Annotated in this window: 16 protein-coding genes; 5 read left to right on the forward strand and 11 right to left on the reverse strand. The window is 71.0% G+C overall.

What is annotated here, in order from left to right; translation table 11 throughout:
• Window positions 1-3: 3 nt before the first annotated feature.
• Window positions 4-1,596 carry a beta-N-acetylhexosaminidase gene (locus tag OHA25_RS31495; RefSeq protein ID WP_327580580.1) on the forward strand — a complete coding sequence of 531 codons (1,593 nt, stop codon included), beginning with the start codon at window positions 4-6 and terminating at the stop codon, window positions 1,594-1,596.
• Here the strand turns inward: OHA25_RS31495 and OHA25_RS31500 are convergent.
• Entirely contained in the window at window positions 1,593-2,087 is a 495-nt protein-coding gene (locus OHA25_RS31500) for a DUF2087 domain-containing protein (RefSeq protein ID WP_442941923.1), read from the reverse strand. The genes OHA25_RS31495 and OHA25_RS31500 overlap by 4 nt on opposite strands.
• Before the next feature lie 17 nt (window positions 2,088-2,104).
• On the opposite strand from OHA25_RS31500, the gene OHA25_RS31505 reads away from it, so the two are divergent.
• Window positions 2,105-2,668 (forward strand): hypothetical protein, encoded by a 564-nt coding sequence (locus OHA25_RS31505; RefSeq protein WP_327580582.1) that lies wholly within the window; start codon window positions 2,105-2,107, stop codon window positions 2,666-2,668.
• A gap of 127 nt (window positions 2,669-2,795) precedes the next feature.
• Here OHA25_RS31505 and OHA25_RS31510 read toward each other — a convergent pair whose 3' ends face one another.
• A complete protein-coding gene (locus OHA25_RS31510; protein WP_327591066.1) occupies window positions 2,796-5,303 on the reverse strand; it encodes a DEAD/DEAH box helicase in 2,508 nt (835 codons plus the stop codon).
• Window positions 5,304-5,339: 36 nt separating this feature from the next.
• Window positions 5,340-6,602: an acyltransferase family protein gene (locus OHA25_RS31515; protein ID WP_327580583.1), complete on the reverse strand. Its 1,263-nt coding sequence runs from the start codon at window positions 6,600-6,602 to the stop codon at window positions 5,340-5,342.
• Between the two features lie 179 nt (window positions 6,603-6,781).
• On the opposite strand from OHA25_RS31515, the gene OHA25_RS31520 reads away from it, so the two are divergent.
• Entirely contained in the window at window positions 6,782-8,029 is a 1,248-nt protein-coding gene (locus OHA25_RS31520; protein WP_327580584.1) for a sensor histidine kinase, read from the forward strand.
• Entirely contained in the window at window positions 8,020-8,667 is a 648-nt protein-coding gene (locus OHA25_RS31525; protein ID WP_327580585.1) for a response regulator transcription factor, read from the forward strand. The genes OHA25_RS31520 and OHA25_RS31525 overlap by 10 nt, the downstream gene beginning before the upstream one ends.
• A gap of 131 nt (window positions 8,668-8,798) precedes the next feature.
• On the opposite strand, the gene mihF is transcribed toward OHA25_RS31525, so the two are convergent.
• The 3 genes from mihF to OHA25_RS31540 all read right to left on the reverse strand — a co-directional run bounded on the left by mihF (window position 8,799) and on the right by OHA25_RS31540 (window position 11,063).
• A complete protein-coding gene (gene mihF, locus OHA25_RS31530; RefSeq protein WP_127934572.1) occupies window positions 8,799-9,104 on the reverse strand; it encodes an integration host factor, actinobacterial type in 306 nt (101 codons plus the stop codon).
• Window positions 9,105-9,207: 103 nt separating this feature from the next.
• Window positions 9,208-9,612: a GlcG/HbpS family heme-binding protein gene (locus OHA25_RS31535; protein ID WP_327580586.1), complete on the reverse strand. Its 405-nt coding sequence runs from the start codon at window positions 9,610-9,612 to the stop codon at window positions 9,208-9,210.
• A gap of 107 nt (window positions 9,613-9,719) precedes the next feature.
• A complete protein-coding gene (locus OHA25_RS31540; RefSeq protein ID WP_327580587.1) occupies window positions 9,720-11,063 on the reverse strand; it encodes an ROK family protein in 1,344 nt (447 codons plus the stop codon).
• Window positions 11,064-11,086: 23 nt separating this feature from the next.
• Here OHA25_RS31540 and OHA25_RS31545 point away from each other — a divergent pair, with 23 nt between their 5' ends.
• The gene (locus OHA25_RS31545) at window positions 11,087-12,313 is read left to right on the forward strand and encodes an MFS transporter (RefSeq protein WP_327580588.1); all 1,227 of its coding nucleotides are present in this window, start codon (window positions 11,087-11,089) and stop codon (window positions 12,311-12,313) included.
• Window positions 12,314-12,334: 21 nt separating this feature from the next.
• Here OHA25_RS31545 and OHA25_RS31550 read toward each other — a convergent pair whose 3' ends face one another.
• The 5 genes from OHA25_RS31550 to OHA25_RS31570 are packed head-to-tail and all read right to left on the reverse strand — an operon-like array spanning window position 12,335 to window position 17,251.
• On the reverse strand, window positions 12,335-13,489 hold the full coding sequence (locus OHA25_RS31550) for an alpha/beta hydrolase family protein (protein ID WP_327580589.1): 1,155 nt from the start codon (window positions 13,487-13,489) through the stop codon (window positions 12,335-12,337).
• A 12-nt stretch (window positions 13,490-13,501) separates the two neighbouring features.
• Window positions 13,502-14,920, reverse strand: coding sequence for a S41 family peptidase (locus OHA25_RS31555; RefSeq protein ID WP_327580590.1), 1,419 nt, complete (start codon window positions 14,918-14,920; stop codon window positions 13,502-13,504).
• On the reverse strand, window positions 14,917-15,975 hold the full coding sequence (locus tag OHA25_RS31560; protein WP_327580591.1) for an ABC transporter permease: 1,059 nt from the start codon (window positions 15,973-15,975) through the stop codon (window positions 14,917-14,919). Before OHA25_RS31560 ends, OHA25_RS31555 begins: the two co-directional genes overlap by 4 nt.
• Window positions 15,972-16,862, reverse strand: a complete 891-nt coding sequence (locus OHA25_RS31565) for an ABC transporter ATP-binding protein (protein ID WP_327580592.1) — start codon at window positions 16,860-16,862, stop codon at window positions 15,972-15,974. Before OHA25_RS31565 ends, OHA25_RS31560 begins: the two co-directional genes overlap by 4 nt.
• Window positions 16,859-17,251: a GntR family transcriptional regulator gene (locus OHA25_RS31570; RefSeq protein WP_305921561.1), complete on the reverse strand. Its 393-nt coding sequence runs from the start codon at window positions 17,249-17,251 to the stop codon at window positions 16,859-16,861. Before OHA25_RS31570 ends, OHA25_RS31565 begins: the two co-directional genes overlap by 4 nt.
• Between the last annotated feature and the right edge of the window lie 112 nt (window positions 17,252-17,363).

Raw genomic sequence — 17,363 nt, forward strand, 5'->3', positions numbered from 1 at the left:
TTGATGATCGTTCCCAAGCCGGTACAGCACGAGTCCAGGCCGGGCCCGTTCGTCCTCGACAGCCGGGCCACGCTCAACGCCGATCCGGCGCTCGCCGAGGTGGCGGCCTGGCTGCGGGGCGAACTCAGCCCTGTCACAGGCGGCGAGCTGCTGCCCGGTTCGGGGACGATCACTCTCACGCTCGGCGACCTGCCGCCGGAGGCGTACCGGCTGACCATCGGGCCACGGATCGAGATCGTCGCGGGCGGGCCCGCCGGGGCCTTCTACGGGGCGCAGACGTTCCGGCAGCTGCTGCCACCCGCCGCCTTCAGGAAGGCCGCGACCGGCCCGTTCACCGTGCCCGGCACGTACGTCGAGGACGCGCCGCGCTTCCCGTGGCGCGGCTGCCTCCTCGACGTCGCCCGGCATTTCATGACCAAGCACGACGTGCTGCGCTTCATCGACCTGCTGGCGCTGCACAAGCTCAACGTGCTGCACCTGCACCTCACCGACGACCAGGGCTGGCGGATCGAGATCAAGCGTTACCCCCGGCTGACCGAGGTCGGGGCATGGCGCACGGAGAGCCAGACCGGCTGGAACGGCGCCATGGACGGGCGCCCGCACGGCGGCTACTACACCCAGGACGACATCAGGGAGATCGTCGCCTACGCCGCGCGGCGGCACGTCACGGTCGTCCCCGAGATCGACCTGCCGGGGCACACACAGGCCGCCATCGCCGCCTACCCGGAGCTGGGCAACCTCGGCACGCCGCTGGACGTGCGCACCACCTGGGGCGTCGGCGTGAACGTGCTCAACGTCGACGACACCACGATCACGTTCTTCCAGAACGTGCTCGACGAGGTGCTGGAGCTCTTCCCGAGCCCGTACGTGATGCTCGGCGGCGACGAGTGCCGTAAGGACCAGTGGCGGGACAGCCCCGCCGCGCAGCGGCGCATGGCCGAGCTGGGGCTGCGGGACGAGGAGGAGCTGCAGAGCTGGTTCGTCCACCGGTTCGACGACTACCTGACGGCGCGCGGCCGCCGGCTGGTCGGCTGGGACGAGATCCTCGAAGGCGGCCTCGCGCCCGGCGCGGTGGTCGCCTCCTGGCGCGGCGAGCTCGGCGCGGTGGCCGCCGCGAGGAGCGGCCACGACGTGATCAACTGCTCCAACACGAGCCTCTACCTGGACTACCGGCAGGGGCCGGGGGAGGAGGAGCCGATCCCGTTCGGGACGGTGCTGACCCTGGAGGACGTCTACGCCTTCGAGCCCGTGCCCGAGGAGCTGCGCGGCGACCCCGCCGCCGAGCGCGTCCTCGGCGCCCAGTGCGGGATCTGGACCGAGCTGATCGACTCCAGCCGGCACGTCGACTACATGGCCTTCCCCCGGCTCGCCGCCTTCGCCGAGACCGTGTGGAGCCCCGCCGAACGGGATCTGGCCGGCTTCCGCGAGCGGCTGGCCGCGCATTTGCCCCGCCTGGAGGCGGCCGGCGTGGAGTACCGGCGCGCCGAGGGTCCGCTGCCCTGGCAGCGGCGGCCGGGCGTCCCAGGGCGGCCGGAGGACCCGGAACGGTGGCAGGCCAAGCTCGACGCCTGGACCAGCAACCTCCGCACGCTCTAAAGATGCACGGGGCCGCCGCTGCGCCAGTAGAGGTTGTCCTCCCTGGACAGCAGCCCCTCGTCCACCAGATACCGCCGCAGCGCCGCGTAGTCGTCGTGGAAGGCCCGCAGCGCCACGTTCACGTCCTTCTCGGGGTAACGCACCCCCGGCTCGAACACCGTGGCGATGTAGCGCAGCACGACGAGGCGCTTGTCACGCCGCATCGCCAGGGTCGTCAGCCGCCCGTCCACCAGGAACGTGCGCAACACCCGCTCCTCGGCGGTCAGCTCCTCGGCCGGCTCGGCCCGCGCCCGCAGCAGCTCCTTGAATCGCTCGGGCGTGGCCCGCCACTTGCCGCTCTCGTCGCACGCCGCCAGCCCGCCGGCGGCGAGTTTCCCGAGCGTCTTGGGGGAGAGCCCCTCGGCGTCGCCGAGCACCAAGGAGGCGAAGGCCCGCAACGTGTCGTCCTGGTAGAGCAGTCCGAGGACGCGCCTGATCTCTTCGTCGCTCACGCGTACCATTTTGTCCCATGATCACTGCACTCATCCTGGCGGCCGCGGTCGCCATCCCCAACAATTTCCTCCTGTACGAGAAGGCCGCCGCGAAGAAGGACGACGACCCGGAGACCAGCTGGTCCGCCAGCAGCAAGAAGCCGGCCAAGTTAGTCGTCAACCCGTGCCAGAAGGGCACGCTCGGCCAGAACGGGCGCACGGCGGCCAGGACGCTCACCTACACGGCCGAGCCCGGCTACTCCAAGTCGGAGCAGGTGATCCTCTATGCGTCGGCGGCGGCCGCGGGCAAGGCCCTGCGGGACCTGCAGGCCGCCGTACGGGCCTGCGGCACCAAGGGCTACCGCTACTCCGCCACGAGCGTGAGCCTCGGCGACAAGGCGCTGAAGGTGACCGGGCAGGTCTACCAGGGCACGAAGGCGGCCATCGGCGGAGAGCGGGCCATCGTCGCCCGCCGCGCGAACGCCCTGATCGTCTACACCGTGACCGGCGAATGGGGCAAGCCCGCCGCGTCCGACTTCAAGCAGCAGACGAAGGACGCCACACGAATGCTCGCCAAGATCTGCACCATCGCCGACTGCTGACCGCGGGAAATGTCTCGATCTTGCGACATTGCCATGACATGACGCCGACGTTAGGCGGAGGACCATGAATCGACAGGCGTGTGCCGGGGCGCCCTTGCCAGTCCGTTCCGGCACACGGCTTGTCACTTTAGAGCCGGTTGAGCCCCTGCACGTGCAGGACGGCCCGGCCCTCCTCATCTGACGCGGCCAGGTCCACCTGGGCGTCGATGCCCCAGTCCCCATCGCCGGCCGGGTCCTTGATCGTCTGGCGTAGCTTCCAGAACCCGCTCTCCTCCTCGATCCGCAGCAGCGCGGGCCCGCGCGCGTCCGCATCGGTGAAGATCTCCTCGTGGTCGGCGTAGTAGGCGTCCAGCGCCGCACCCCAGTCCACGTCCGGAGCGAGCTCCTCCAGCTCCTCTTCCTTCTCCAGGGCACACAGCTCGACCAGCCGGAACATGGCGTTGCGCACCAGCACGCGGAAGGCTCGCGGGTTGGCCGTGACCGGGCGCACCTTGGCCTCGAGCTGCTCCTGCTGCTCCAGCGCCTCGGCCGGGTTGGTCAGCTTCTCCCACTCGTCGATCAGCGACGAGTCGACCTGTCGTACCAGCTCGCCCAGCCACTCGATCAGGTCCACCAGGTCGTCGGTCTTGAGATGCTCGGGCACCGTGCGCGACAGCGTCCGGTAGGCGTCGGCCAGGTAACGCAGCACCGTGCCCTCGGAGCGGGCCAGCTCGTAGAACTGGATGTATTCGCCGAACGTCATCGCCCGCTCGTACATGTCGCGGATCACGGACTTCGGGCTGACGGTGTAGTCGCCGACCCACGGGTGGCCGCGCCGGTAGGTCTCGTAGGCGCCGAGCAGCAGGTCCTCCAGCGGCATCGGGTACATGACCTCCGCCAGCTGCTCCATTCGCTCCTCGTACTCGATGCCGTCGGCCTTCATCTGCGCGACCGCCTCGCCCCTGGCCTTCTTCAGCTGGGCCGACAGGATCTGGCGCGGGTCGTCGAGGATGGACTCCACGATCGAGACCATGTCGAGCGCGTACGACGGCGACTCGCGATCCAGCAGGTCGAAGGCCGCCAGCGCGAACGTCGACAGCGCCTGGTTGAGCGCGAAGTCCTCCTGCAAATCGATCGTCAGCCGGGCCCTGCGGCCCTGCTCGTCGGGCTCGCGGAACTGCTCGACGATGCCGCCGGCCAGCAGCGACCGGTAGATGGCGATGGCCTGGCTGATGTGCCGCCGCTGCCACTTGCGGTCCTCGTGGTTGTCGGTCAGCAGGTGCTTCATCGCCTGGAAGCAGTCGCCCGGCCGGTTGATGACCGCCAGCAACATCGCGTTGGTGACCTTGAAGCGCGAGGAGAGCGGCTCGGGCTCGGCCTCCTGCAACTTCTGGAATGTGTCCTCGCTCCACCCGACGAACCCCTCGGGCGGCTTCTTACGGGCGTAGCCGCGCCGCCGCTTCGGATCGTCACCGATCTTGGCGAGGGCCTTGGCGTTCTCGATGTCGTGCTCGGGGGCCTGGCAGGCCACGTAGCCGATCGTGTCGAAGCCGGCCCGGCCGGCCCTTCCGGCGATCTGGTGGAACTCGCGGGCGCGCAGCCGGCGCACCTTGTTGCCGTCGTATTTGGACAGCGCCGTGAACAACACCGTCCTGATCGGCACGTTGACGCCGACGCCCAGCGTGTCGGTGCCGCAGATGACCTTCAGCAGGCCCGCCTGCGCCAGCCGCTCCACCAGGCGGCGGTATTTCGGCAACATGCCGGCGTGGTGCACGCCGATGCCGTGGCGGACCAGCCGCGACAGCGCCCGCCCGAACCTGGTCGTGAAGCGGAAGCCGCCGATCATCGTGGCGATCGCCTCTTTTTCGGCCTTCGTCGCCATGTTGATCGACATCAGCGCCTGGGCCCGTTCCATGGCGGCGGCCTGGGTGAAGTGCACGACGTAGACCGGGGCCTGCCCGGTCTTGAGCATCTCCTCCAGCGTCTCGTGCAGTGGGGTCATCCGGTAGGAGTAGACCAGCGGCACGGGCCGCTCGGCGTGCTTGACCACCGACGTCGCCCGGCCGGTGCGCCGGGTCAGGTCCCGCTCGAACATCGCCATGTCGCCGAGCGTCGCCGACATGAGGATGAACTGCACGTTCGGCAGCTCCAGCAACGGCACTTGCCAGGCCCAGCCGCGGTCGGGCTCGGCGTAGAAGTGGAACTCGTCCATCACGACTTGGCCGATGTCGGCGGCGGCGCCGTCGCGCAGCGCCACGTTGGCCAGGATCTCGGCGGTGCAGCAGATGATCGGCGCGCCCGGGTTGACGCTGGCGTCACCGGTCATCATGCCGACGTTCTCCGTGCCGAAGATCGCGCACAGGTCGAAGAACTTCTCCGACACCAGCGCCTTGATCGGCGCGGTGTAGAACGTGCGCTGGTCGCGCGTCAGCGCCGCGAAGTGGGCGCCCGCGGCGACCAGCGACTTGCCCGACCCCGTCGGCGTGGCCAGGATCAGGTTGCTGCCGGAGACGACCTCGATGAGCGCCTCCTCCTGGGCCGGATAGAGCGTGAGCCCGCGCTCGGCGTTCCACGCGACGAACGCGTCGAAGATGGCGTCGGGCTCGGCATCGATCTCTTCGGGGAGGCGGTCAACGAGTAGGGTCACGCTCTCTATCCTGCCGAAGTTTCCCCGGTGGTCGAGCCCATCTCCCTACACCCTGGCCCGCGGCGCCGTCATGAGGAGCCCGCCGAGCACGGCCAGCACGGCCAGGAACGGGCCGCCGCCGGGCGCGAAACCGCCGACGGTCAGCGTCAGCACCCCGCCGCCGGCCAGCGCCGCCGCCGCGAGCGTGCCGCCCCACCCGCTCATGCCGTACGGCAGCGCGGGCGGCGTCTCGAACCTGGCGAACACCTTCATCAGCGGCCACATGACCAGGCACAACAGCCCGAACCAGAGCGGCCACCCGGCCCACCAGAACGCGCTGCCCGGCGCCGGCGTGTCGATCCCCAGCAGCACCACCACCACGCCGGTCACCGCGAACAGGGCCGGCATGTGCCACAGGTACATCGTCATGATGCGCGGTCCCGCCCAGGCCAGCAGCCGGCGCGTGCGCAGCCGTACCAGCCACGGCCGCAGCAGCACGGCGAGGCCGACCTGCCCGGTGCCCACGGCCAGCATGGCCAGCGTGGGCGGCGCCATGTTCGACACCTCGGCGCCCGGCAGCCCGATCATGCTGCCCGGGTACGGCCCGTACGCCACCAGCAGCGCCGCCACCCCGAACCCGCCCGCGGCCAGCGCCCACGCATGGCGCAGCCGCCCGTCGGCGTAGAAGAAGCCCAGCTGGTGCACGGCCAGCCACACGAACACCACGTTCATGAAGCCCACAGCCTCGAACCCGGCCGAGAACCGCGCCACGTCCGTCACGACCGCCCCGGCCGCCAGCGCCGCGGGCACCCGCCAGCCGTGACGCTCGTGCAGGCGCAGCGCGTACGGCGTGGCCACGACGGCGATCAGGTAGACGGCGAGGAACCACAACAGCTGGCCGGTCAGCCGCGCCCCTACCTCCAGCGGCTGCTCGGGCACCCCCAAGGTGAGCAGCACGTGGGGGAGCGGAATCCACACGGCCGCCAGCGGCAGCAGCGGCCAGACCAGCCGCCGCAACCGCGCCGCCACCCACAGCGGAGCGCCCGCGGCCGAGCGGCCGAAGCTGATCGCGTTCGCCGCGCCACCCGCGAAGAACACCAGCGGCATCACCTGGCTGAGCCAGGTCACCACCCACACGCCCGGGGTCGCCAGCGCGTTCCCCGTGGTCAGCCGGACTCCTTCATAGGACAACACGGGAATCGTCCAGTGCTGGAACACGATGAGCGCCATGCCCAGCACGCGCAGCAGATCGATGAACGGGTCCCGCGCAGCCGGCTTGGCGCGCGACTCCGCGGCCACGGCTACGGGGCGGTCCAGCAGGACGGTCATGGGGAGCCTCGATTCGGGAGCGGATGGCTCAAGGCTCTCGCCGGAGAGGCCGCGGCACAGTGACGCAAGCTGCCGTCTCGCAGGCGGATCACACCACCGGGCAGGGTAGGGCCAGCACCACCCCCGCACACCGGTCCGCCTTCTCGTCACGTCCCGGGCGAAGCCCTACCGTGAAGGTCATGCGCTCCCTGACAAGGCGTGTCCTCCTCGACACCCGCTACACGCTGGTCGGCTTTCCCACGGCCGTCATCGGCTTCGTCCTCATGATCGCCGGCTTCTCGGCAGGCGTGGGCACCGCGGTCGTGTGGATCGGCGTGCCGCTGCTGGCCGGCACGCTGATGGTCGCCCGCGGCTTCGCGGACGCGGAGCGCGGCTGGCTGTCCGACGTGCTCAAGCGGCCCCCCGTCCGCCCGCGCTACAAGCCCGCCCCGCCCGGCGCGGGCCGCTTCCGCCGGCTGATCAACCCGCTGACGAGCGGCCAGTCCTGGCTCGACCTGCTGCACGGCATCCTGAACTTCCCGTTCGCGATCCTGTCGTTCGTGCTCACGGTCGTGTTCTGGGCGATCCCTCTGGCCGGGCTGACGTGGCCGCTGTACGGGTTCATCACCATGCGGATCCCCGGCAACACGGAGCTGCCCGAACTGCTCGGCCTCGGCGACGGCTACGTCGTCAACTCGGTCTTCTACCTCTCCATCGGCCTGGTCTTCACGCTGCTCATGCCGATCATGGTGCGCGGGGCCGCGCTGATCAGGGCCGGGCTCGGGCGGGCGCTGCTGACCGGGGTGGCCGAGCTGCAGGAGCGCATCGACGACCTGGCCGAGGGCCGCGCCGCCGCCGTGTCCGCCGAGGCCAACGCGCTGCGCAAGCTGGAGCGCGACATCCACGACGGGCCGCAGCAGCGGCTGGTGTCGCTGGCCATGGAGCTGTCCAGGGCGCAGCGGCAGCTGGCCAAGGACCCCGAGGCCGCGCAGGCCACGATCAAGTCGGCGATCAGCGCCACCCGCGAGACGCTCGACGAGCTGCGGGCGCTCTCACGCGGCATCGCCCCGCCCATCCTGTCCGACCGCGGGCTCGCGCCCGCGCTCGCCGCCCTGGCCGGGCGGTGCACCGTACCCGTCGATCTGGACGTGCAGACCGTCGAGCGCTACCAGGCCGCCGTCGAGAACGCCATCTACTTCGTCTGCGCCGAGACCCTCACCAACGTGGCCAAACACAGTCGCGCGACCATGTGCACCGTGCGGCTGCAGCGCCTGGGCGACGTGCTCATGCTCACGATCGGGGATGATGGGGTCGGCGGCGCGCACGTCGCCAAGGGACATGGTCTCGCCGGGCTGGCCGACCGGCTCCGCGCCGTCGACGGGGAGCTGACCGTGCAGTCGCCGGACGGCGGGCCGACGTTGATCGTGGCGGAGGTGCCGTGCGGGTAGTCGTGGCCGATGACGCGGTTCTGATCAGGGAGGGCCTGGTCAGGCTCCTGGAGGAGTTCGGCTGCGAGGTGGTCGCGACCGTCGGGGACGGCGACGGCCTCGTCGCGGCGATCGCCGAGCACAAGCCCGACGTGTCGGTGGTCGACGTGCGGATGCCGCCGTCGTTCACCGACGAGGGGCTCAAGGCGGCGGTCGAGGCGCGGCGCAGGGTGCCGGGCGCACCCGTGCTGATCCTGTCTCAGTACGTCGAGGTCTCCTACGCCGACGACCTGCTCGCCGACGCCCGCGGCGCGGTGGGCTATCTGCTGAAGGATCGGGTCGTGGACGTCGAGGAGTTCCTGGAGGGCCTGCGGCGGGTCGCCGCAGGCGGGACCGTGTTCGACCCGCAGGTGGTGTCCCAGTTGATGGTGCGCAGGCGCAAGGACGACCCGTTGGCGCAGCTGACGCCGCGCGAGCGCGAGGTGCTGGGGCTGATGGCCGAGGGGAAGTCCAATCCGGCCATCGGGCGGCAACTCGTGATCAGTGACGGAGCCGTCGAGAAGCACATCAGGAGCATCTTCAACAAGCTCGGTCTCTACGCGGAGGACGGCGACCAGCATCGCCGGGTTCTGGCCGTCCTGACCTACCTGCGTTCCTGAGAGGGTGGTCCCTCGGCTCGGCCCGCCGGACGAGCGGGGCGGCTCGCCGCTCTCCGGCCCCTCCTTGCCTGGTGCCGAGGGGTCGCCGGCCGGTCCGCGCGACGCTGCGCGCGGACCTGGCCGCCCGGGGATTAGCCGAGCGCCTCGACCAGCTTCTTGCGCTGCTGGGCGCCCAGGCCGCCGAGGCGGCGCTTCTCGTCGACGCCCGCCTCCTCCATCAGCGCGGTGGCCTTGGCCGGGCCGACGCCCTTGACCGCGCGCAGCGCCTGAGACACCTTGATCTTCTTCGCGATGTCGTCGTCGCGCTCCAGCAGCTGCGAGAACGTCATCTCGCCGGCCTTGACCTTCGCCAGCAGCGCCGTGCGGGCGGCGCGGGCCTCGGCGGCCTTGGCCAGCGCCGCTTGCCGCTGCTCGGGGGTGAGAGTGGGAAGTGCCATCTCTGTTCTCTCCTCGGGGAGTTTACGATCGGGATTCTGTTACCCGTGGTGCAGTGGCTAATCATGGCGGATACCAGCGGTGTGTGTTGCGGAAAGCGCTCGCTCACCGTGTCCGCCACACCACCGCGGCCGCTTCGGCGCACACCACGTCCTGCGCGACCGAGCCTCCGCTGACTCCTACGCCGCCGACCACACGTTCTCCCTCACCGTAGTCCGCCCACAGCGGGATGCCACCTCCTACGGCGACAAATCGCTCGCGCGGCAGGCCTGCCAGCTCCCCTCCGCGGGTGAGGTGCCGGGCCACGTCGGAGGTGTCCCTGCGCAGGGCCACCGAGGTGTACGCTTTGCCCGCCGCGAGCGCCGGTCCCGAGATCTCCGCACCGTCCATACGCTGGAAAGACACCAGATTTCCGCCCTCGTCCACGACCGCGACGGAGATCGACGCGCCCTCCCTGATCGCCTGCCTCAGGGCGGCCTCGGTCATGCGGAGCGCGAGCTCAAGATTCACGCGTTTCGTCCCTCGGTCATGATTCTTTCGCGCATCGGACCCTTCCATGGGTACAGGTCCGCCCCACGCCCCGGCAAGATCGCTCAGCGAGAGGGTGACCGGGTGTGTTATGGCGGGCTCTCCCCCGGCAACGTGGAATTCATCACATTTCGCCCGTCGGGCGTGTCGCGGCCCTGGTCAAGGTGGCTTGCGCGCCACCGGTCGAGGCCCTCCGGGGTGAGGAACGCGTCGAAGACCGACTCCATGGCACCCAGCAGCGAGCCGCGCCAGCCGAGGGCCGAGCCCTCGATGCGCGGCGGGTGATCGCGGCGGATCGCCATGAGGCCGGGCTCGCAGGCCGCCATGAGGGCGTCCCCGGCCCGCTCGTACAGCTCGACGCCGTGGCCCGACAGTGTGACCGCCTCGGGGTCGTGGGCGTTGACGAGGGCGGCGATGCCGCGGCCCAGGGCGCGGGCGTTCGCGGCCACCGCCTCGCCGCTCGTGGCCAGCACGTGCTCGGCCTGCTCGCGGCCCCGGCCGCCGCCGTGGGCCAGGCCGACGTGGCGCAGCAGGGCGTTCGCGCCGACGTCCATGCCCCAGCAGCCGATCGCGCCGCACATGCAGAGGCGGTCGCCGCCGGTGAGCGGCATGTGCCCGAACTCGGCGCCGGCGCCGCTCGCGCCGCCCAAGGGCCGGCCGTCCACGACCAGCACACCGCCGAGGTCGAAGTCCACGTGCAGGTGCAGTCCCGTCCGCACGCCCTGCAGCCGCCCGCGCCGCGCCTCTGCCACCGCCGCGAACGCGGTGTCGTTACCCACGACCACCGGCACCACCGCGCCCGCTCGGCCCGCGGTGTCCGCTCGGCCCGCGGTGTCCGCTCGGCCCGCGGCGGCAGCCGCGCCTTTCGCCGCGACGCCGGGCCGGTCCTCCGCTGCGGCGGCGGGCGGGGCCAGGCTGAGCAGGTGCGGGACGTCGACCGAGCGCCAGCTCAGGTGAGCGATGTCCACCAGGCCGCCGTGGCGGACCGGGCCCGCGAGCGCCACCCCGACCCCGATCACCCGGTGCCCGAGCCGCTCGCGCTCGGCGGCGATGGCCGCGCCCAAGTGCCCGAGCGTGTTCTCCGGCGTGCCGTCGTGCGGGCGCACGGCCAGGACCGTCACACGCCCGCCCAGCTCGCAGGCCGCCAGCTCCCAGGCGTCCTCACGTACGTCGGCGGCCAGCGCGATCGGGCCGCGGGGATGTGGTCCCGGCACCTGCGTCGGCCGGCCCCGCGCATGCTCATGGGCAGGCTCCTCGTGCAGCAGCTCGTCCTCCGCCAGACCCGCCACCAGCACGGAGGCGGTGCCGCGGGCCAGCCGCAGGTCGCGGGTCAGCTGTGACCTCGTGCGGGTGGCGCCGCAGTCGTGCACGGCACGCAGCAGCCTGACGCGGTTGTGCGCGCGGAGTTCGCCGCTGGTCGTAGCTCCATTCACAAAACACAGCTTATGCTCTAGCCGTGAACAAAAGCCTCATTGATGCCAGACGTGCCCGTGTCGGAGTGTTCGGGTTCTTCTTCCTTGCCGGGTTGGTGATGGGTCTGTGGGCGGCCGGGTTGCCGTCGCTGAACGACCGGCTCGACCTCGGCCCCGCCCGGCTCGGCAGCGTCCTGCTGCTGATCTCGGGCGGGGCGCTGGTGTCGATGCTGGTGGCCGGTCCGCTGGTGGACCGGTGGTCGAGCCGGCGCGTGTGCTGGATCGCCGGGCCCTTCTCCGGCCTCGTGCTGCTCGGGCCCGCGCTCGCGTCCTCGTACGGGGCACTGGCGGCGCTCGCGGTCGTGTTCGGGATCGGGCTGGGGGTGACCGAGGTCGCCATGAACGCCCATTCCGTCGAGGTCGAGCGCCGTTACGGCCGGCCGATCATCTCCGCCTTCCACGGGACGTGGAGCCTGGGCGGGGCCGCCGGGGGTGCGCTGACCTCACTGGTCCTGCGGGCCGAAGTGGACGCTCAGGTGTTGTTGGTCGTGGCGGCAGTGGTGGTGCCGTTCCTGTACCTCCCCGCGGCGCGGCTGCTGCTCCCCGACGTGCCGGAGCACACCTCGCCCGAGTCCGGCGCCCCGCAGGAGGGCTCCTCGCTGCGGTGGGGGCTGATCGCGCTGCTGGGGCTGGCGGCCTTCGCCGGGCATCTGAGTGAAGGGGCGGCCATCGACTGGGCGGCGCTGCACGCTCGGTGGGTGCTGGATACCGATCCGGCGGCGGCGCCGCTGGCGTACACGATCTTCTCGGTGGCCATGACGACCGTGCGGCTGATGGGGGACCCGATCAGGGCCCGGCTCGGGTCCGTGCGCACCATCCAGCTGGCCGGGCTGTTCGCCACCGTCGGGTACGTGCTCGTCCTGCTCGCGCCGCTGGCCGGGGAGATGCTGCGGGTGGCGTGCGCGTGGACCGGGTGGGCGCTGGCCGGGGTGGGGCTGGCCACCGTGGTGCCGGTGTTGTTCAGCGCGGTGGGCGCGGCCGGCGGCCGGGTCGGGCGTGCCCTGGCCATGGTGACGGCCTTCGGCTACTCGGGGCTGCTGCTCGGGCCCGCCGTGCTGGGGTACGTCGCCGAGGCGTCGTCGCTGCCGGTCGCCCTCATCATCCCCGCGGTGCTGGCCGCCGTGGTGACACTCGCCGGCATGCCCGCCATCCGCTCGCTGCTCCGCCACTCGACGCCGGCCGCTCCCATCCCTGAGCCCGTACGCGACTGACGTCCGGCGACCGCCGTCCGCTCAAGATCGACCGCAGGTCTCCGGGCAGAACGTGACCTCGGGGTAGCGCGGTGACGGCTTGTCCAGGAGGGGCTGCCGCTGCGATTTCAGGTGCTGGTCGAGGAAGGCCGCCACGTAGGTGCGCGTGAGCTCGGCGGCGCGCGCCGCGGCCAGAACGCCGTAGGGGGACTTGATGCCGAGGGCGCCCCCCACCACCGGGCCGTCGGTGAAGGACTGATGTTCCCCGCCCGTCAGCACGATCCAGCGCTTCCACCCGGTCAGCAGCTTCCAGTCGCGGTCCCACGTGGAGTCGCGGCCTCCGGGGACGTGCTGCGGTGAACCTAGGAACATGAACGGCCGGGAGAACCCGCTCTTGGGGATCCGGGCGTAGGTGGTGCCGTCCATGTCGATCCCGGCCCGTACCCGGGAGTCCTTCACCATGGCCGCCACCGCGCTGGCTCCGCCGATCGACTGGCCCACCATCGCGATCCTGGAGCGGTCGATCCGGTCGGAGCCGTCCCACTTCGTCCTCAGCTGGTCGAGCACGAAGGAGACGTCGGCCGCCCGGCCCTGGACCACGCCCGTGCCGAAGCCAGGGTCGGTGTCGCTGTCGCAGGCGATGCACTCGGCGACCCGCCCGTCGGCCAGGGTCGTGGCGTAGCTCTCGTAGGTGTGGTCGATCCCGGCCACGACGTACCCGCGGCTGGCCAGATCCTCGGCCAGGGACGTGAGCGTGCTCATCGGATTGGTGAAGCCGGGGGAGAGCACCACCAGCGGAAGCTTCCGCCCCGTGGGTTCGGCGTCTTTGATGGCGTTCGTGCGCGTCTTGCTCAGCGTGTCGTCCGGGACGCCCGTGACCCGATAGCGCCTCATGGCGAGCTCCGATTCCTTCGGTGTCATGTACGGCGCACGCTCCCCGTCCCGCTGCTTGGCCGGATACCACAGGGTGACCTTGAGCTCCCTGGCGTCGACGTCGAGGTTCCACGGATCGGGGCGAGAAGTGTCCTTCATGTACACGGCGGTGGTACCGACCGGATGGGCGCCGGTGGGGGCGGGCAGGGTCGCGGGGCCGGCCGGCGTGGGCGACGGGGCGGCGGACCGGGGCGGCGTGGGCGCTGAGCAGGCGGACGCGGCGAGGACGGCCAGTCCTGCGGCGACTGCCAGGAGGTGTCTCATCGAGAGGTCCATTCACTTCTGAAGCAAGGTCATGGCCTTGGCCAGGGCGGGGTCGCGCCCGGCGGCCGCGTCCTCCGGAGTCAGGGGCACGTGGTGGTCGGGGGGCACGCCGATCCGGTCGATCACCTCACGGTTGGGCCCCAGGTGGTGCCTGGCGGGGAAGCCCAGTGTGGTGTTGTTGCTCAGCAGGTACGCCTGCGCCGGGCCGGAGATGACCCCGGCGGTTCTGGTGCCGACCACCTGGCCGATACGCAGGTCCTTGACCGCGGAGCTGACGTGCTCGCAGGCCGAGGCGCAACTGCGGTCGGTGAGCACCACCAGCGGCAGGTCGAGCAGCTCGACGGTGTCGTCGGTCCGCATGGATGCGCACGTGCCGTCCACGGTGCACACGTAGGCGGTGACCTTGCCATGGACGAACGCGCTCACCAGCCGAATCGCCTCCGTGGGGCTGCCGCCGCCGTTGCCGCGCAGGTCCAGCACGACGCCGGTGAGGGTCCGGCCGGTGCGCAGCCTGGAGATCGCCTTGAAAGCCCTGTCCGCGGCGTCGGGAGCGAACCCGCGCACCCGTACGTAGGCGATGCCGTCGTCCAGCAGCTTCGACTGCACCACTTGCAGGGCGGCCAGATCCCGCTGGAACAGGCCGGGCTTGAGCGTGACACGCCAGCGACGGCCGGTGCTCTGCCGCAGGAGCCGCAGCTGGACCGGGCGCGCCTCCGGATACCGCGGGTAGAGGGCGGCGATCGCGGGGGTGGATTTCCCGTCGATGAAGGGCGCGGACCCGTTGATCGATTCGATGATGTCGCCCGGGCGCACTCCGGCCGCCTGCGCCGCGCCGCCCTGCACGGCGGTGACGAACAGCGGAGGGAGGGCGACGCCGGGGTTGCCGTCCACCTGCGGGCCGTTGACGTTCGCCTCCAAGCCCAGGCCGTAGCCGTCGCCGTCGTAATGGTCGGGGTGCCGCTTGGTGTCGTGCGTCCAGCGGGCGTGGTTGTCGCCGAGGGCGGCCACGATGGCCTCGAGGGTGACGACGGCCAGCTTGTCGCGGAGGTCGGGGACCTGATCGACAGTCTTGCGGTAGACGGCCTCGAAAGCGGTCCAGTCGGCTTTCCGGTCACCGGTCAGCGCCGGCATGGTGGCCTCGGGCAGGTCGCGCCCGTTGCGGTTGAGCTCCTGCGTCAGGGCGATGAATCCGGCGGTCAGCAGCGAGCGGGCGTCCAGCGTGGCGCCGCTGTAGTAGTTGCCGAGGATGCAGAAGTACGCCTGCTCGATGACGTCGACCGTGGTGGCCGTCTCCGCCCCGGGCGGTCTCTGGGGCGGCGCGCAGACCGTGCTGGCTTCCGTGCTCGCTTGGCTGCGCGGCGGCGTCGGCGCCGTGCAGGCCGCCGCCAGGAGGAGAGCGAGCCCCGCGGTCGCGGTCCTGAGAACGGTCATGCCAGGCGCCTCCGGATCCACCAGAAGGACAACCAGGTCAAGCCGAGGGTGAGGAGGGTGTAGATCCCGATCTCGATCCACTGGAAGGGCCAGAACCGCTCGAGGGGCTGGTAGGTCGCCTGCTGCCGGTAGCCGAGCCGGTTGATCTCGGCCATGCAGGCGTCCCCGCCGCCTGCCGCCGCCGACGGCGCGCAGGGGCCCGAGGTGGTGGAGACCTGGAGGTCGGCTTCTTCGCCGCTGCCGGCGATCGTGCGTCCGGACGGATCGACCAGGTTGCTGGACAGGACCCAGGCGCCCGCGTGGCCGGGAACGGCCGAATCCAGGGCGAGGTGCGCGGGTCCGCCTCCGTTCGCGTCCCGGGATATGCCGAAGTTATCCACGTTCACCCGGCCGAGCTCGAAGGTCGACGTGACAGGAGGGATCAGGTGGGGCCGGACCAGCAGCGGCATGGCCAGCTGGATCGCGGCGAAGACGGCCAGGGTGAGGGCCATGGCGGGCAGCGTGCGGCGGACCAGCATGCCCACGGTCACGCCGAGGACGAAGGCGAAGGCCGCATACCCTATCGGGGCGATGCCGCGCGCGCTGAACACCAGGGGAGTCATCAGCGCCCAGTCCGGAGCGGCCGACTTGTCCAGAGGATCGGACCACCAGGTCACCGCGAGACCGCACAGGCAGGCGGCGGCCACGGCGGTCAGGCCGGTGAGCCCGAGCTTGACCGTCAGCCAGCGGCCACGGGTGACGCTCTGGTTCCACACCAGCAGGTGCGTGCCCGCCTCCAGCTCGCGGGTGATCAATGGTGCTCCCCAGAAGAGCCCGACCAGGGCCGGCAGGAGCAGCACGACGAGGATGACGGCCATGAACGGGGTCTGATACTCGTCGAAGAAGCGGTCGAAGAACTGGTCGCAGGTGTTGTCCGGGGTGCAGTCGGCGATCCCGGAGGAGTAGCGGGAGGCCAGGCCGGGGCCGGTCAGGGCCAGGGCGGCGGTGAGGATGGCGAGGACGGCGGCCATCATGACGGCCGAGCCGCGGAACTGGCGCCAGGTCAGCCAGATCATCGCTGCACCTCCAGGGCGACTCGCCGGTTCTCGGCGGTGTGCTTGTCCATGTAGGCGAGGACCAGGTCCTCCAGGCTGAGCTGGGTGACCGTCCAGGCGGGGTCGTGGATCGGGGCGTCGGTACGGACCACGAACGTGCTCTGCCGGTCGGTGTGGCGGGCGGAGACCACGTGCTGGTCGGCGGGGAGGCGGTCGGGATCGCGGCGCGGGCCGGTGAGCCGGTGATGGGTGGCCAGCAGCTTGTCGGTCTCCCCGGCGACCTGGACGCGGGAGTCGACGAGCACGATCAGGAAGTCGCAGACCCGTTCCAGGTCCGAGACCAGGTGGGAGGAGAGCACCACGCTGAACGCGTGCTCGACCGTGGCCTCCATCAGCCCTTGCAGGAACTCCCGGCGGGCCAGCGGGTCGAGCGAGGCCACGGGCTCGTCCAGGATCAGCAACTCGGGCCGTTTGGCCAGGCCCAGGGTGAGGGCGAGCTGAGCGCGCTCGCCACCCGACAGCTTGCCCGCCCGTCGGGTGGGGACGAGACCCAGCTGCGCCATGCGTTCCCGCGCTAAGGCGGCGTCCCAGCGGAGGTTGAGCCGTGCACCCAACCGCAGGTGATCGGCGATGGTCAGGCCCGCGTAGACGGGGGTGTCCTGGGCGACGAACCCGACCCTGGCCAGCTGCGCGGGCGTGCCCCCGGGCCGCCCGCCGAGCACGGTGATGCCACCCGCGGTCGGTTCGAGCTGGCCGCTCGCCAGCTTCAGCAGCGTGGTCTTGCCGGCTCCGTTGGGTCCCACCAACCCGACGACGTGGCCGGCCGGGATGTCCACGGTGCAGTCGCGCAGCGCCCAGCGCTTGCCGTACTTCTTGCCCAATCCCTGGGCCTGCAGGACAGAACTCACGCTATGTCCTCCTGAGAGGTGGTCCGAAAGGTGGTCATGAACAGGGCCTCGATGCTCTCGTCGTCGAGACCGGCCCGGCGGGCCTTGGCCAGCCAGCGCTGCAGGTCCAGCCGCAGCGGGCCGTGCGCGGCCAGCGAGGTGTCGGTCAGCGTCGCCGTCACGAACGTCCCCACCCCTGGCCGGGCGGCGACGAGACCCTCGTGCTCGAGTTCCCGGTAGGCCTTGAGCACGGTGTTGGCGTTGATCGCCAATTGCGCCACGACCTCCTTGAGGGTCGGCAGCTGGTCGCCCTCGCGCAGGATGCCGAGCCGAAGCGCATGCCGTACTTGCTGGACGAGCTGCTGATACGGCGAGAGGCCCGACTTCGCGTCCAGATAGAACTCGATCACGGCTTTCTCCATATATCTAGTGTCCTAGGACTTTAGATAGTCGCATGTATGGTGCGGGTAAGGAAGCGCGTGAGTGGTTTGCCGTTAGGCGGCCCGACCTGGTGTTATGTGA

Source organism: Nonomuraea sp. NBC_00507 (assembly GCF_036013525.1).
Taxonomy (GTDB): Bacteria; Actinomycetota; Actinomycetes; order Streptosporangiales; family Streptosporangiaceae; genus Nonomuraea.

What these genes read in the sequence shown, in the direction of transcription:
- OHA25_RS31495 (WP_327580580.1), top strand. Translation starts at nt 4, where the DNA reads ATGATCGTTCCCAAGCCGGTACAGCACGAGTCCAGGCCGGGCCCGTTC.
- OHA25_RS31505 (WP_327580582.1), top strand. Translation starts at nt 2,105, where the DNA reads ATGATCACTGCACTCATCCTGGCGGCCGCGGTCGCCATCCCCAACAAT.
- OHA25_RS31515 (WP_327580583.1), bottom strand. Translation starts at nt 6,602, where the DNA reads ATGACCGTCCTGCTGGACCGCCCCGTAGCCGTGGCCGCGGAGTCGCGC.
- OHA25_RS31520 (WP_327580584.1), top strand. Translation starts at nt 6,782, where the DNA reads ATGCGCTCCCTGACAAGGCGTGTCCTCCTCGACACCCGCTACACGCTG.
- mihF (WP_127934572.1), bottom strand. Translation starts at nt 9,104, where the DNA reads ATGGCACTTCCCACTCTCACCCCCGAGCAGCGGCAAGCGGCGCTGGCC.
- OHA25_RS31550 (WP_327580589.1), bottom strand. Translation starts at nt 13,489, where the DNA reads ATGAGACACCTCCTGGCAGTCGCCGCAGGACTGGCCGTCCTCGCCGCG.
- OHA25_RS31555 (WP_327580590.1), bottom strand. Translation starts at nt 14,920, where the DNA reads ATGACCGTTCTCAGGACCGCGACCGCGGGGCTCGCTCTCCTCCTGGCG.
- OHA25_RS31560 (WP_327580591.1), bottom strand. Translation starts at nt 15,975, where the DNA reads ATGATCTGGCTGACCTGGCGCCAGTTCCGCGGCTCGGCCGTCATGATG.